The sequence below is a fragment of the Deinococcus marmoris genome, assembly GCF_001949125.1.
In the GTDB taxonomy this organism is placed as follows: Bacteria; Deinococcota; Deinococci; order Deinococcales; family Deinococcaceae; genus Deinococcus; species Deinococcus marmoris_A.
On the sequence record NZ_MSTI01000043.1, the window covers coordinates 1 to 14,545 of the forward strand.

Below are 14,545 nucleotides of genomic sequence, written 5' to 3' on the forward strand. Positions count from 1 at the left end.
CTGGAAGAGCGTGGGGCGTGGAAAGATTTGAACGCGCTGGTGCGCGTTCGTTCCACACGAACGGTAGGCCAGAAAACCAGTGTGGAAGAGCGCTTCTATTTGACCAGTATGCGAAACCATGCCGCACTGATTTTAAGAACGAGCCGACTGCATTGGGGCATAGAAAATCAGCTTCACTGGGTGCTGGACGTGGTTTTTGATGATGATGCCTCAAAGGTCAAGAACCGAATTGCAGCCCAGAATTGGGTCATGGTGCGGCAGATGGCTGCCCATCTGCTGCGGCGTGAAGGGACGGGCAAGGGAAGTCTGGCCTCTAAACAGTTCCGCGCCACGATGGATTTGCCATTTCTAGAGGCTGTCCTGACTTTGCGGTAGCCCTGACATTCCCCCCCCTGTGCCCAAAATCGACTGCCTGGTAGGTACGGTCAGCCCGCCGGAACGCGCCACACGGGTCCGCCGAGAGCAAGCGCGTGTCGGATGGTGCGCGCCAGGTAATCACCTTGCTCCCATTTTAGCCGGCGCAGCGCCGTGCCTTCCATCAGTCGGCGCAGCTGCTCGGGATCGGTGCAGTAGAACCGCAGCATGCGCACTGCGGCCATGTCCGCCTCGCTGGGCGAACAGTATCCCAGGCCGGCCCAATCCCCGTTTTCGAGCAGCGCGCGCGCGGGGGCGCCGTTGGCGGCCGCGAACAGGCGCAGCAGCACCTCACGGTCCGCCAGGGTGGGGGCCACCGCTCTGGGCGAGTCTGGGGGCGCACTACCCTGCTGCTCCGGCACGGATCCCAGGGTGCCCAGGGCGCGGCCTCGCCCACCCAACGCCGCGCCGGTCACGGTCACGAACCCCTGGCCAAGTGCTTCAATCCCCGCCTGCCGGCGATTGCGCGATAGGCTGCCGCCCAGCCACAGATGGACGCCACCGCCCGGCGAGCGCTCCGCGTAGCCGGTGACGTCCCGCAGCAGCGCCTGAGCAGCCAGAGTCAGCGGCGCGTCCAGGTCCAGCACGCTCAGCCCCGTATCGGAGGCCAGGACAATGCCGATTCCAGCGGCCCCGTGCCGGCGGGCCAGCCCATGGGCCTCCGCCAATGTCACCCCGGCCCCACGACAGTCAATCGGCCGCAACGCTCCCGCCTTCGGCAGGGACGGCACCTTGCCCATCTTGCCATTCCCGCGGGGCAGGGCGAGCCACGGCAACCAGGTCTCCAGTTCCAGCAGTTCAGCTGGCAGCACGGCCTGAAGGTGAGCCAGCCGGTGCAAAGTGGGAGGGCAAAACGCATTGCCCTCCTGGTTCTGAGTGCGGGTCACGTCAGGCGCCGGGCGCGGGCCTGCTGGCCCCAGTACCGCCTCACCAGATTTTTCGCGGCGTTGAAGTGCGCGTTGAGAATGTGGCCCTGGGGACACGTGAACGTGGGCCCCTGACGGGTGCCCAGGGTGTGCGCCCGGCACTGGCTGCAGATCTGACTGGTGAACGCTGGCGAGACGCGCATCACCGTGATTCCGCGCGCATGCGCGCGCTGCGGCATCCACGACTGGTGGAAGTCCGCCACCGCACGCCGACGGGCTGTCGCCGTGAAATCTCCGCGAAATTTCACGTAGTCGATCTGCTCCATCACCAGCGTGCCTGCCTGAGGCAGCACGTGCACCATCAGATCCTCGAGCGCCGCGCGCGCAGCCGCATAGCTCAAGGTTTCTGCAAGCGCGCGCACCTCGGCCCACTCGCCGGCGGGCACCGTCGGCTCAGCCACCGGCCACGTTGCCAGTTGTTGCTGGCCCGCAGCTGCCGTCGCCAGCGGAGACAGCCCGATATCCAGCCCGACCACCGCACGTCCCTCTGGCACGGTGCGGCGGTCAGGCTGGGCAAAATAAAGCACGATGAACCAGTCGCCGGCCAGCCCAATCAGCCGCGTGCGGTCACGCAACCAGTCGGTGGGCACCCAGATGTCGTCCACCATGTCCGCGCCGGCCGCCAGCTGGCGGCCCTGCGCCACCGCCGCGCGCACCCCCGCCAGCCACGCGGCCTCGTCTGCCGGCAACATCGGCACCAGCAACGCGGTCAGCAGCGGGTAGACACCAGGGTATTGGCGGTAGACGCCCAGCGACGCCGTGATGATGGAGGTGTGTTCCTGCTCAGGGACGCGGGAAAACTCGCCGGCGATCGTGAGGGTGCCCAGCTTGAGTTCTCGGTCGTGTACCAGGTTCTGGGCGTTCAGCAGCTGGGGGACGGGCTGATAGACCTGGCCCTGATCCATCACGTCCAGATTTTCCTGTGTCGGCTGCAGCTGGCCGCTGGCGACGGCCTGTTGGAGTTGCGGATACGCAGTGCGTTTCACGCGAATCACGTGGTGGGTGGTGTGTTGGGTCATTCCTGCTCCTGTCTGACGGGACGGGTGATCGATTCTGTCTCCATCAGTACAGCTTTTTTCTTTTCTTCGCCCCCTTGACCCTGATCCCTGTGGCTACGGTGAGGCATGACGACGACTCCCCTTCCCGCCGGCGCGGCGCTCCTGGTGCTGCGCGATGTCGCGGACGCCGGCGCGCTGACCGCCGCCGCCATCACCCGCCAGCGCGGCCCCTGCCTCAACTGGAATTTCCTGATCACATCGGGGCTGCTCACGTCGCTGCACACGGTGCGCGGCGCGGTGCTGGTGCTCAGCCCCCGGGGCCATGCGTTGCTGCTGGCCCATGGGCTCGGCCCATATAACCGCGTGACGGGCGTCGAGCGCGCGGTGGACCGCAGTTACCAGCAGGACGCGCTGGCCCTGCTGCGGGGCCAGGGTTACCAGGTGATCGAGCCCCACCGCCAGGGTGGGCCTCTCGGACACGGACGCATCGTCCGGTACACCGTCCAAGTGCCCGACCCACAGCTGACCCAGCTGGAAGACGTGTGGCCAGGACGAGACCACCCTTTTCCAGGCCAGTCTTTCCACGAATCGCTGGGCCGGCCGTCGGTGTACGCCACCTGCGCCCGTGGGGGACGTGACCGCAGAGCCGTCCGGGAGCTGATCGAGACGGTGCATCGCCTGCACGTCGACATCTGGCGGGCACCCCTAATCGTGTTCGTGCCGGAACTGGCCCCGGACTTGCGCAATTACCTGCGACGACGCGCCGCGCAGCGCACCGCGGCGCTCGACCAGCAGTTCGGCCCAGGGCAGCTGCACGGCGGCCGGCCCCGGTGGGGCGAACTGGACGTGCGGGTGCTGCCGATGTAACCCACCCGTCAGAGCTTGCGAAAGGAGAACAGCAGTTTGGTGTGACAGCGGCGGCCGGGATGGTAGGGATCGCGCTCTGACCAGTAGTCACTGAACATCGCTGCACCAGACACCACGCCCGGCAACTCATCGTCGTCACGCAGCCGCTGCATCGTGCGAACGATGGGCCGCACCAGACCATGCACGCTCGTCACCCACAGGATGTGCCGGTAGCCCTGTTGGGCGAAGCCGGTCATTTTCTCGAGCTTGCGTTCGCGTGGGTAGCCGGCGTCCATTTCCACCGCCCAGTCGTCGCCGTATCCGGCCGGGCTCAGAATTTTCGCATCGGGCAGGTGACCGCTGCGCCCCGCGTCGCGGCTACCCTGCTGACGTTCCTCAGGCTGCATCAGGTGCCACTCATGGTGTTGGGTCAGACCGGTGACCTGCAGGATGCCGGCGTCCCGCACCCGCAGCCAGGTCTCAGCCAGGCCAGCCAGGTGACCGAGTTCCGCCGGCGTGTGCTGACGCAGGGTGGCCTCGTCCAGGGCGACGAACGTCAGGTTCACCTGGCTGGCCTGCTGGGTGCTGCGGGTGGCGACGGTGTAGGTCCGCTGGGGCAGCGTCAGCGGTCGGCTCAGCGGCATCAGGTTGTGCCGGCGGAGCTGCACGGTGGTCAGCACCTGGGTCTGTTCGAGCGTCTGGTGGAGGATGCGCTGGCGGGTTGCGCCATGGGGGGGAGTCATGCCCCAGGGTCCCTCCAGGGGCGTGGGTCACCCGGGCGAAGGCACTGGCCCTGACGTCCGTCCCGTCAGCGCCGCTGCGCCCCGTGCTGCAGCACTCCCGGGCATTGTGCGCCGCACCTCTTCTTTCGGGTCTGATTATGATTTTGCAGCGCAAATCCCTCACCGGGTCCCTGGTCTAGGACCCGGAATGTCCAGCCCGCGCAGCTGGACAGCGCGATCAGTCTGGGGCAGCACGCAGTTGGGTGGACCACAGACCGGCCAGCTAAGGTCAGGGAATGATTCGATCTGAATTGGCCGACGAACTCGGCGTGCCCCCAGCCTCCGTTAGCAAATGGTTGAAGATCTATTCCGGCCTCACGGGGCGGCCCATCGAGACGCGGCTCGACAGCCAGACCGTGGCCGACATGCAGCGCGCCGGCGAGCTGAAGCTGGAACAGCCGGACATGCCGTTCCGCGAGGCGCTGGAGCGCGTGCTGGGCCAGCACACCGAGCCGGTTCCGCCAGCCAGCGTGATTGAGCTGATGGGCCGCCTCGAGACGCTGGACACGACGCTCGCCCGCGTGGAGCAGCTTCAGGGCGAGTTGCAGGCCAATCAGGACGCGATGGCTGTCAAACTGGAGTTGATCGCGGAATATCTCCGCAAGCTTGTCGCCCGGCGCGCTGTCAGCGGCGGCACTGCTGAGTCGGGTCTCGCAGGCAACGAGCCCATCCAGCCGGCCGAGCAGGATCCGCCTCGCTGAGCAGATCGTCTGACTTCGGGGGGCGTCAGGCATACCCCAGCGCGCATTGGACAGGGCAGTCTGATGAACAAGAAGAGTCCGGTGAAGGCGCAGATCATGCTCCCACACTGCCCTGACAGTGATGTTCGCCAGATTGCGGGGCAATCTGGCGGTCACCCACCCGCGCCGTTCACGCAGGATTCACATTCCCTCCCCGCGCGCTTCACGCACCTGGACATACCTTCTGTTTCAAGGCGCGCAACCGCGCCGCGCCACACGGCCCACTTTCTGCGACAGGAGAAACACCAATGGATGTCATCATCAACACCCCCGCCCCGCAGGCCCAGTACACGCCCATGATCCAGACATCGTACGGTTACGGCCCCAGCTCCGGCCACCCCCACGGCGGCCCCGGCTTTCTGCTGCCGCTGCTCATCGTCGGCGGCTTCCTGTTCCTGCGGGCCGGGGACAGGCGCCGCCACTGGGCCAGGCGGCCGCAGATGCCGCGCTCCACCACGGCGGGCGGCCCGGCAGTTCATGAACCGAGCGAGGACGACTGGAGCCTGCGCGAGGACCCGCGCGACATGTTCCGCCGAACCCGCGAAAAGTTTTTCAGCGACGGCGCACTGGGCATCGCCCGCGAACGCTATGCCAGAGGGGAAATCAAGGCCGACGAATTCGAAACCCTGCGCCGCACGCTGAGCGGTGAGGGCGAACAGCAGGGGCCAGATTTGAGGAAGCCGGATGCCGGGGACGACGGGCTGAAGCTGTAACTCAGGGCCAGTGGCGGCGGGGAGAACACCCTTTCCCGCCGCCTTCGACTGCCCCGGCCCAACCCCCCCCCTCAACTCAAGGCTCGCCCTCTTTCACCCAAAGGATCACCCATGTTTCTTGCCCTGCGCGAACTCCAGCACTACCGCTTCCGCTCCGTCCTGATCGGCGGCATCGTCGCCCTGATCGCCTTCATGGTCTTTATGCTCACCGGCCTGACCCGTGGGCTCGCCCAGGACAGCGCGGCCCTGATGATCAATACCCCCGCCAGCCACTTCGTCACCACCCGTGACGCGGCGGGCGTCTTCAACCGCTCCTTCCTGAGTCCAGGGGAGGTCAAGGCCATCACCGCTGTGGGCGGCGACGCATCCACCCCACTGACCCAGAGCTTTGCCAGCTTCAGCGGCGGGACTGAGGCCACCCAGCTCAGCGGCGTGCTGCTGGGCGTGGACCCGTCCGGCTTTATGGCCCCCGAGATTACCAGTGGCCAGGGCCTCGCTGCGGGCGTGAGCGGCGCTGTGGTGGACCACTCACTTCAGGAAGACGGCGTGAAAGTGGGCGACACACTGACCCTCAAGCCTGGCGGCGAAACGCTCAAGGTGCTGGGCTTCACCGGGGCCGCCCGCCTGAACCACCAGCCGGTGGTGTTCGTGACGCTGGACCGCTGGCAGGCCCTCAACCCCCGCACGCGCGGCAGTGTGAGCGCCGTGGCCCTCAAGACCGACGCCGCCGTGACCAGCCAGATCAGCGCACTGGGCGGCCTGAGTGTCCTGACCCGCGCCGAGGCGCTGCAAGTGCTGCCCGGCTACAAGGAAGAACAGGGCAGCCTGACGATGATTCAGGTGTTCCTGGTGGTGGTGGCCGCTTTCGTGATGGCCGTGTTCTTCTACGTCTTGACCCTCCAGAAGACCCCGCAGTTCGGGCTGCTCAAGGCCATCGGGGCCAGCACCCGCACCCTGGCGGGCAGTCTGGTGGCGCAGATGCTGTTCCTGACCGTCCTGGCCGTGGCCATCGCTGCGCTGGTCACCCTGGGCATCGTGACCCTGCTGCCCGCCGGCATTCCGTTCGCGCTGACGCTGCCCACGCTGCTCTCCGCTTCGGCGCTGCTGATCGTGGTGGCCGCCCTGAGCAGCCTGCTGAGCCTGCGAACTGTGGCCAAAGTTGATCCACTGATCGCCATCGGCACCGTGACCTGACGTGTGAAGGGGCCACAGGCCCCTTCCAGACCTGTTCACAAGCCACTGACGCTCTGTCCCCCTCACCCCCATCCAGGAGTACGCCATGACCCTCACCGCCCACCGCCCGCAGACCGCCCCCGCCTCTCCGTCCAGTTCCGCCCTGCTCACCCCCACCCTCGTCCTTCAAGACGTCAGCAAGACCTACGGGGACGGCGACGGCACCATCACCGCCCTGCATCCAGCCACGCTGGTGGTTCAGCCCGGCGAACTGGTGGCCGTCAACGGCCCCTCGGGCAGTGGTAAAAGCACGTTTCTGTCCATCGCCGGGGCGCTGCTGCGGCCCACGACCGGTCAGGTCAGAATCGCCGGGCAGGATTTGACGGCCCTGTCCGACGCGGGGCTGCCCGCCTTCCGGCTAAAAAACCTGGGCTTCGTCCTTCAGAGCAGCAACCTGATTCCGTACCTGAACGTGCGCGAGCAGCTCACCCTGGTGCCGCACCTGGCTGGTGAGGATGGCCGGGACGCCCGCCAGCAGGCTGAAGAATTGCTCCAGTTGCTGGGCCTGTCCGAACGCGCCCGGCATTTCCCGGACGCCCTGTCCGGTGGGCAGCGCCAGCGCGTCGCCATCGCCCGCGCGCTGATGAACGATCCGCAACTGATCCTGGCCGACGAACCCACCGCCAGCCTGGACAGCGTGCGGGGCCGCGAAGTGGTGGAGCTGCTGGCCCAGCAGGTGCACGCCCACGGCAAGGCCGCCGTGATGGTCACCCACGACGAGCGCGTGCTGGACCTGTGTGACCGCGTCGTGAGCATCGTGGACGGCCAGCTCCGGGAGTAGGACCGCCTGCCCATTTCCTGACCGAAGCCCTTCTTCTCTATCCACCCATTCCCATCAGCCTGACCGCTCAAGGAGTTCTGCCATGACCAACCCCATTCCTCTTCTTCGCTGGATCATTCGCATTGGCGGCATCGTGGCCCTCGGCATGGGTCTGGCCTTCTGGGGCGGCAGCGGCTACGCCCTGCTCAGCGCCCACCAGGGCCTGGGCTATCTGGTTTCGATTGCGCTGCTGCTGATGACCATTCTCGGCTTCAGTCGGGGCGTCGCGCCGGGGCTGCTGGTGCTGGCCATCGTCTGGAGCATTGTCGTTCCAGCCATCGGGGCCATGCAGCTCCGCCTCCTGCCAGGTGACCTGCACTGGATCATTCAGGTCTGCCACCTGCTGCTCGGCGTCGGGGCCATCGCGTTCTCCGAGATCATCGCGGGCCGCGCGCTGAAAGGCCTCCCCCGCCCGGCCTGAGGAGAAAAAGCATGGCTCCTGATCAACCTGAATTTCCCCAGTCCGCCCCGCAGAGAGACACCCTGGCCTGGAAGCTGCATGCCCTGCAACTGCGGGGGCTGGGCTGGGCGGCGCAGCACGGCATCACCCTGCTGCGCCTGGCGCTGGGCGTGGTCTTCGTGTGGTTCGGCGCGCAGAAGTTCTTTCCCGGCGTCAGCGTGGCGCAGGACCTCGCCACCCACACCATCTCGGCCCTGACCTTCGGCACCGTTGGGGCGCAGGTCAGCCTGCCCGTCCTAGCCGCGTGGGAATGCCTGATCGGACTGGGGCTGCTCTCCGGGCGTTTTCTGCCCGCCACCCTGCTGCTGCTCCTGGCACAGATGGCCGGAACGTTCATGCCCCTGGTCCTGTTCCCTGCCGAGACCTTCAAGATCGTGCCGTGGGTGCCCACTCTGGAAGGCCAGTACATCATCAAGAATCTGGTGCTGGTGGCGGCGGCCCTGGTGGTGGGCGCGACGGCGCGCGGCGGCAAGCTGATCTACGATGCCCAGGCCGCTGAAACCGCCGAACACACCCAACTGGTGCACGAACGCTTCCGGCAGCGCTTTCATCAGGAACCCGGGGAATAAAATCCTCTTCCGCCCACCCGACTTGACCCATCAAATGGGCACCTCACGACATCCCAAGGAGGCACGGCGCACATGACCACCATTCTGATCGTGGAAGACGAGGTCCGGCTGGGCGACATCCTGGAGGAGTACCTGCGCCGCGAGGGCTACGCCACCGAGCGCGCCATGACTGGCCCGCGCGCGCTGGAGCTGTGGCGCGCGGCCCGGCCTGACCTGATGCTGCTGGACCTGATGCTGCCCGGCATGGACGGCCTGGAGGTGGCCCGCCGCGTCCGTGCCGAGTCCACGCTGCCGATCATCATGATGACGGCACGCGACGAGGAGGTGGACCGGCTGGTGGGCCTGGGCATCGGCGCGGACGACTACGTGGTCAAGCCGTACAGCCCACGCGAGGTGGTGGCCCGCGTCAAAGCCGTGCTGCGCCGCGCCGGGGGCGAGGCCGGTGCAGGCGGAGGGTTCGGCCTGCCGACGCTGCACCACGCCGGGCCGCTGAGCGTGGACACCGCCACCTTCGAGGTCCGCGTGAACGGTGAGGCGCTGGACGTGACGGTGGCCGAGGTCCGCCTGCTCTCGGCCCTGGCCCGCACGCCGGGCGTGGTGAGGACGCGGGCCGAACTGCTGTCCGCGCTGGGCGCGCTGGAACGCGGCACCGACGAGCGCGCGGTGGACGCCCACGTCAAGAACCTGCGCCGCAAGCTCGGCGTTCACGCCGAGTTGCTCGACACCGTGCGCGGCGCGGGCTACCGCCTGCGCCTGGAAGGATGAAGGTGGAGCCGGGTTCCGTCCGGCCTGACCTTGAGAAACGGTTGGGGGGCCGCCCGACACGGCGCGGATCAGGTGGGCGCGGGCCGGGCAAAAAGCGCGAGCGTCGCGGCGGCCTGCGCGGCCGCCTGACCCGCATGTTCGCCCTGGTGGCGGTGCTGGCGGTGGCGGTCACCACCTCGGGCACGGTCAATTCGGCGTTCCGGGTGATCGACAGGCTCAATCCGGAACTGGGCCTCGGTTCCCTGTGGGACGGGGGCAGGCATGCGGACCCTTCCGTGCCGCCCACAGCGCAGCAACTCGTGGCGCGAGACGCCCGGCGTCGGATCATCGGCAGCGCGGTGCGTTCGGCGGTGTTCAGCGCGCTGGTGGCCGTGATCGTGGCCGGGCTGGTCACGCGCCAGCTCACGCGCCCGCTGTCCCGGCTGGTAGAAGGGACGGGCCGCCTGCAAGCCGGGGCACGCGACGTGCAGTTGCCGCTGCCCCGCCGCCATGACGAGGTGCGTGACCTGACCGGCGCATTCAACGAACTCAACACGGCCCTGGCCCACCAGGAAGCGTGGCGCCGCGGGCTGATGGCCGACATCGCCCACGATTTAAGGACGCCGCTGGCCGTGCTGCGTTCCGAGATCGAGGCCATGCAGGACGGCGTGCAGCCCACCGACGCGGCGGCGCTGGGGCGCCTGCACGGCGAGGTGCTGCTGCTGGCCCGCCTGGTCACGGACCTGCGGCTGTTGTCGCTGGCCGAGAGCGGCGCGATCACACTGACTCCCACACCCCTGGATGGGAGAGAAGTCCTGAATGCCCTGGCTGACGCCTATACCCTGCGAGTGGCAGAGGCGGGAGTCACCTTGACGGTGAGTGCCTCCGCCCCCGTGCCCCTCACCGCTGACCCGGACCGGCTGAGGCAAACCCTCCAGAACATTCTGGACAATGCCCTGCGCTACGCCGCCCCCGCTGCGGTGGACCTGTCCGCCCACTGGGACGGAACGGGGGCGGTCCTGACCATCCGCGATCACGGGCCTGGGTTTCAGCCTGACGACCTGTCGCGCGCTTTCGAGCGCTTCTACCGCGCCGACGCCAGCCGCAGCCGTGACCCTGGCGGACGGGCCAGCAGCGGCCTGGGGCTGGCGATTGTCCGCGCGTTGACCGAGGCGCAGGGCGGCACCATCACGGCGCGCAACCACCCGTCAGGCGGGGCGGAGTTCACACTCCGCTTTCCAGCCGTGAGAGAAGAGCTGGCCTAGAACGGCCAGCACGCTCAGTCCGTTTTGCAGCCCGTGAGCAGCGCCTGCGTCTTTGTCGTGTCGCCGTTCACGAAGGTGCTGAGCGTCGCCTCGCCCTGATGTTCCCACCATTCCAGACCGCCGCGCGCGTCTGCTGGGCCGTTCAGGCCTGCGTAACGCGCGCCGCTGGCACTGATCGCCTCAGTCAGGCCGTAGTCCGCGCCATTCCACTTCAGGACGGCGAACGTGGGACCGTTGCTGCCGCGATGGATATACGTCACGCTAATTTTCTTGCCCAGATCGCAGGTGTAGGAGAAACTCCGCTCAGTGGCCACGGGGGGGACACCGGCTCCACCCGCGCTGGCCGTCACCAGAAAGATTCCGGCGAGGGTGGCGGTCAGCGCGAGGAGGACAGCGGGACGGAGATGAATCTTCACGCCCCCAGTGTGGGCCGCCCATCTGTTGACATCCTGATTGGACCAATCTGGATAATCCCCATTCTGGACGGTAAAAAGGAGCTGTACATTTCGCGGTACTACCATATGGGCAACGCTGATCAACACTGGCCCAGTCTCTCACTCGCAGCCCTTTGTCAGGTTGGGATAGACCTGCTTATGGTGGAAGAGGGAGAAGACCCGTCAATCAAGTCAGCGCAACGCCTTCGTGGTCAGGCCAATTACCAGAAGTCAGACCTGACACACTGCAAGCACACATTTGAAAATTGCTCAAAGCATCTGTATGCTATACATATGGGAAAGACGATAAAATCTAGACTCAATCTGACCATTGACCCCGACATCTACCGGGACTCACGGCGGGTTTTTACCGCGATGGACATGAATATGAGCGCCTTCATGGAACTCAGTCTGTCCAAGTTCTTGGAAACAGTACGCCCGCTGATGCCCCTCCTTGAGGAGGTGGAGCGAGGCGAACGGGAACCGAGCGACGTGAAGGCTGCCATGCGAATCTGGCTGGCCCACAGCGTGGGGCAGGAACTCTCTGAACGCCATCAGGTGGTTGAGAGCGAGCAACCGTCTTAAGCCTCACTGCCTCTCTTTTCTCAATTGCTTGAGAGCCTTGACCTCTGCCTGTTGAGACCCTAGAGCTAACTTCGGTTGTCCCTGGGGCAGGCCTTCTGGGTAAGGCCATTTACCGCAAAGGCGGTGGACTGAGCCAGCCGACAGATTTTCTGTCCGCTCCACCGTCCATCACCCTGAGCGGGTATACCTCAGCCTGCACCTTGTTGTTCTGGGCTGTCCCGTCGTCTATTGCGCCATTGGCGCGTAACAGACAGGCAGGCACTGTTTCTGCTGACTGGACGGCCCCCACGCTGGCCGCAGCAGAGAAAGAGCCCGGAGGGAGCGGCGTACTTCCCTTCAGGGTGAGGCGTCATCCCTCGCAGCACGCTGACCTGCGGGGGCTACTCATGCCATGCGCCGTCATGAAAGTGTCCCACCAGATGTGCTGGACTGAGGGTGATGAACGCCCTGGGGATCCTGAACGAGTTACTGGTCAATCTGGCCTTGCTGATTGCCGGCGTCACGGTCATCACCCTGACCTCCCAGGGCCAGGAAACCCGGGAGTCCGCCGTCCGCTTGCTGCTGCGGTACAGCAGCGCCGTTCTGCTCGCCCTTTTTCTGATGACGCACAGTGTTGGGCTCGCTCCAGGGTTGCTGTTTGATTTCCGAAGCGTCGTGATTGCGCTGGCGGCGCGCCGCTACGGGCTGGTCCCAGGATTGCTCGTCGCTCTGCCTGTGGCGCTCTACCGCCTTGCGCTGGGGGGCGCTGGTGCCTGGCCCGCAGTGACCAGCCTGCTGCTGGTGGCCCTGCTGGCGGGCGCGGGCACTGGTCTGGCCCGACGGATCCCCCGCTATCAGGAAGACACCGTCGCCCACCGGGCCTGGACCGCCCTGGCCATCTTTGGAATCGCCCATCTTCCGTTCTTTCCGGCTTTCTTCCTGGCCGGTAAGCCGATGATGCAGGCCCTTCCGATCTACCTGATGGTTACGGTCCTCAGTGGGCTGGGCCTGATCGCGGCGCACCTGGTCAAGCAGAGCCGCTTGCAGTCGCTGGCCCAGACCGAGCAGCTCAAACAGCTGGTGTTTGTCGATAGCCTGACCGGCGCCCTGAACCGCCGCCGCTTCGACGAGGATGTTCGCAGGTCCGAGCAGCCCGCCTTTGTCCTGCTGCTGGACCTCGACCAGTTCAAGCAGGTCAACGACACGTACGGGCATGAGCGGGGGGACAGCGTGCTGCGGGCCCTGGTGCAGACCCTGCAGGAGACGGTGCGGCCCACCGATGGGATCTACCGTCTGGGCGGCGAAGAGTTTGCGGTGCTGCTTTCGCCCTGTGAGGAGACGGCGGTCATGCGGGTCGCCCAGGACTTGCGCCGCCGCGTCCAGGACCTGGTGGCGGTGCGGGCGGGGCTGGACAAAGAACAACAGATCACGGTCTCTGGTGGACTGGTGCGCCTGGAGGGCGAGAAGCGAGATGTGCTGCGCTCGGCGGATGAATTGCTGTATCAAGCCAAGAGGGCTGGCCGCAACCGCATCATGACCAACATCTCCCTCCGGCTCATTGCGATGTGAGTGGGCGCTGTCCGTGACAGCCGTGTTGCCCTTTTTAGGTTGAGATAGGCAGGCTCAGTACAAGCACCGCTGGAGTCGACGAACCTCAGAGGTGCCCTCAACGGTCACGGGGATGATCCTCCTCACCGACAGGCCGCGCGCTGTCGCCTGTTCGTATCTGATCTCGGCCACATCCCCCCTCACCGGGGAGCGGGCCACCTGGGCAGGAAGACGGCAAGCCTCTGACACTTTGACCTCTAGAATTCAGTACCGGACAACTTCAGTCTTCTGCCAGCTGAGCCGCAAGACACCTCATGCGGATGCCGGATGTGGAGTGTAGGAATCAGGACAGCGCCGATTCCTACACTCCACATCCGGCATCCGTATTTCTCATTCTCGCCATCGTCGCGAACAGACGCCCATGAAGACGCTGCTCCTCTGCGTCGCAGCTCTGCGAGTCCCGCTCGGATTACGGGTGTTTTCAGCACCCTTTAATCGGAGTTCGTATCATTTCTGAACTGAAGCACCTTCGCGGCAAACGCCGTGTCAGGGAGCGCCAGCCACGCTTCAGGCGAGGGCCAGATCACGCACCGTTGAACGGCTCAGAAAGCGCTCCAGTACGCGGTTGAATGCTTCTGGTTCCGTAAAATTGGGGACGTGTCCCACACCCGGCAGAAAGGCCAGCTCCGCATCTGGCAGGCGCTGAGACAGGTACTGGCCCACTTCCACCGGGACCGCACTGTCCGCCCGGGTTTGCGTCACCAGGACCGGGTGCCGGGCGCTGTCCAGCAGCCCCCGGTAATCCGACTCGAAGATGGCCCGCGCCACCACGCCCGCCACTTCTGAGCGCACTCCCTGAACGCGCTCAGCGATCTCCTGAAGGGCCAGCGACACGGGTTGATTGAGCAGCATGCCGGTCATCGCGTCCTGCCAGCTTTCCTGTCGGTCAATCAGCCCATAGAACGCCTCGACATCGGGCTGCTCGAAGCCTCCCAGGTACATGGGCGCGTTCAGATACCGTGGACTGGCCCCAATGAATACCAGGGCACCAAACCGTTCCGGCCGCTGCAACGAGGCCAGCAGACCAATCATGGCGCTCATGGACGCGCCCAGCAGCGTGATGTGCCGCAGGTCGAGGTCGTCGATCAGCCGAACCATGTCCGCCGCGTACCCGTCCAGTTGGTGGTGCCGGTCCGCCTGCCACAGCGCTGGATCCGAGTGGCCGAACCCGGCCAGATCGTAGGTCACGACCCGGTGGGTGTCTTTAAATCCCTGAACCTGGTGACGGAAGATGCCCTGATGAGAGCAGAACCCGTGGGCGCACAGCAGGGTCTCTTCTCCTGAACCGGTGATGGTGACGCGGGATTGCTGAGCAAAGCTGGACTTAGAGCGTGTTTATAAAGGGTCCGATCCGGTGGCAAGCTTGAGGTGTGAAACGCAAGCCTTACTCATCGGACCTGACCCAAGCCCAGTTTAAGCGGCTCGAGCC

The 14,545-nt window shown here is 65.9% G+C and carries 17 protein-coding genes; 12 read left to right on the plus strand and 5 right to left on the minus strand.

Annotation, left to right across the window (positions count from 1 at the left end; genetic code table 11):
* Positions 1–375 (plus strand): ISAs1 family transposase (locus BOO71_RS06435; protein ID WP_175607384.1); only part of this gene is annotated, 375 nt, incomplete at its 5' end.
* Between the two features lie 50 nt (positions 376–425).
* Here BOO71_RS06435 and BOO71_RS06440 read toward each other — a convergent pair.
* Together BOO71_RS06440 and BOO71_RS06445 are read right to left on the minus strand one after the other, a co-directional pair.
* Complete coding sequence (locus tag BOO71_RS06440; protein WP_139322792.1) at positions 426–1,301, minus strand: phage NrS-1 polymerase family protein; 876 nt, start codon at positions 1,299–1,301, stop codon at positions 426–428.
* Complete coding sequence (locus BOO71_RS06445; protein WP_075831138.1) at positions 1,298–2,359, minus strand: zinc ribbon domain-containing protein; 1,062 nt, start codon at positions 2,357–2,359, stop codon at positions 1,298–1,300. The genes BOO71_RS06440 and BOO71_RS06445 overlap by 4 nt, the downstream gene beginning before the upstream one ends.
* Before the next feature lie 105 nt (positions 2,360–2,464).
* Here BOO71_RS06445 and BOO71_RS06450 point away from each other — a divergent pair, with 105 nt between their 5' ends.
* Positions 2,465–3,205, plus strand: a complete 741-nt coding sequence (locus BOO71_RS06450; RefSeq protein WP_075831139.1) for a hypothetical protein — start codon at positions 2,465–2,467, stop codon at positions 3,203–3,205.
* Positions 3,206–3,213: 8 nt separating this feature from the next.
* Here BOO71_RS06450 and BOO71_RS06455 read toward each other — a convergent pair whose 3' ends face one another.
* Positions 3,214–3,927: a hypothetical protein gene (locus BOO71_RS06455; protein WP_075831140.1), complete on the minus strand. Its 714-nt coding sequence runs from the start codon at positions 3,925–3,927 to the stop codon at positions 3,214–3,216.
* Positions 3,928–4,202: 275 nt separating this feature from the next.
* Here BOO71_RS06455 and BOO71_RS06460 point away from each other — a divergent pair, with 275 nt between their 5' ends.
* From BOO71_RS06460 to BOO71_RS06495, 8 genes are all read left to right on the plus strand, one after another.
* Positions 4,203–4,667, plus strand: coding sequence for a hypothetical protein (locus BOO71_RS06460; protein ID WP_139322793.1), 465 nt, complete (start codon positions 4,203–4,205; stop codon positions 4,665–4,667).
* 287 nt (positions 4,668–4,954) lie between these two features.
* On the plus strand, positions 4,955–5,419 hold the full coding sequence (locus BOO71_RS27685; RefSeq protein ID WP_075831142.1) for a hypothetical protein: 465 nt from the start codon (positions 4,955–4,957) through the stop codon (positions 5,417–5,419).
* A 111-nt stretch (positions 5,420–5,530) separates the two neighbouring features.
* Positions 5,531–6,613, plus strand: a complete 1,083-nt coding sequence (locus BOO71_RS06470; RefSeq protein WP_075831143.1) for an ABC transporter permease — start codon at positions 5,531–5,533, stop codon at positions 6,611–6,613.
* A gap of 85 nt (positions 6,614–6,698) precedes the next feature.
* Complete coding sequence (locus BOO71_RS06475) at positions 6,699–7,433, plus strand: ABC transporter ATP-binding protein (protein WP_083653117.1); 735 nt, start codon at positions 6,699–6,701, stop codon at positions 7,431–7,433.
* Positions 7,434–7,515: 82 nt separating this feature from the next.
* A complete protein-coding gene (locus BOO71_RS06480) occupies positions 7,516–7,893 on the plus strand; it encodes a hypothetical protein (protein WP_075831144.1) in 378 nt (125 codons plus the stop codon).
* A gap of 11 nt (positions 7,894–7,904) precedes the next feature.
* Positions 7,905–8,501, plus strand: a complete 597-nt coding sequence (locus tag BOO71_RS06485; RefSeq protein WP_075831145.1) for a DoxX family membrane protein — start codon at positions 7,905–7,907, stop codon at positions 8,499–8,501.
* 72 nt (positions 8,502–8,573) lie between these two features.
* Complete coding sequence (locus BOO71_RS06490) at positions 8,574–9,266, plus strand: response regulator (protein WP_075831146.1); 693 nt, start codon at positions 8,574–8,576, stop codon at positions 9,264–9,266.
* A gap of 2 nt (positions 9,267–9,268) precedes the next feature.
* Positions 9,269–10,510 (plus strand): ATP-binding protein, encoded by a 1,242-nt coding sequence (locus BOO71_RS06495; protein WP_254843054.1) that lies wholly within the window; start codon positions 9,269–9,271, stop codon positions 10,508–10,510.
* Positions 10,511–10,524: 14 nt separating this feature from the next.
* On the opposite strand, the gene BOO71_RS06500 is transcribed toward BOO71_RS06495, so the two are convergent.
* Complete coding sequence (locus BOO71_RS06500) at positions 10,525–10,926, minus strand: MliC family protein (RefSeq protein ID WP_254843055.1); 402 nt, start codon at positions 10,924–10,926, stop codon at positions 10,525–10,527.
* A gap of 312 nt (positions 10,927–11,238) precedes the next feature.
* Here BOO71_RS06500 and BOO71_RS26830 point away from each other — a divergent pair, with 312 nt between their 5' ends.
* Both BOO71_RS26830 and BOO71_RS06510 read left to right on the plus strand, forming a co-directional pair.
* Positions 11,239–11,529: a hypothetical protein gene (locus BOO71_RS26830; RefSeq protein WP_139322794.1), complete on the plus strand. Its 291-nt coding sequence runs from the start codon at positions 11,239–11,241 to the stop codon at positions 11,527–11,529.
* 438 nt (positions 11,530–11,967) lie between these two features.
* Complete coding sequence (locus BOO71_RS06510; RefSeq protein ID WP_075831148.1) at positions 11,968–13,077, plus strand: GGDEF domain-containing protein; 1,110 nt, start codon at positions 11,968–11,970, stop codon at positions 13,075–13,077.
* 546 nt (positions 13,078–13,623) lie between these two features.
* Here BOO71_RS06510 and BOO71_RS06515 read toward each other — a convergent pair.
* Positions 13,624–14,409, minus strand: a complete 786-nt coding sequence (locus BOO71_RS06515; RefSeq protein WP_075831149.1) for an alpha/beta fold hydrolase — start codon at positions 14,407–14,409, stop codon at positions 13,624–13,626.
* Positions 14,410–14,545: the final 136 nt, after the last annotated feature.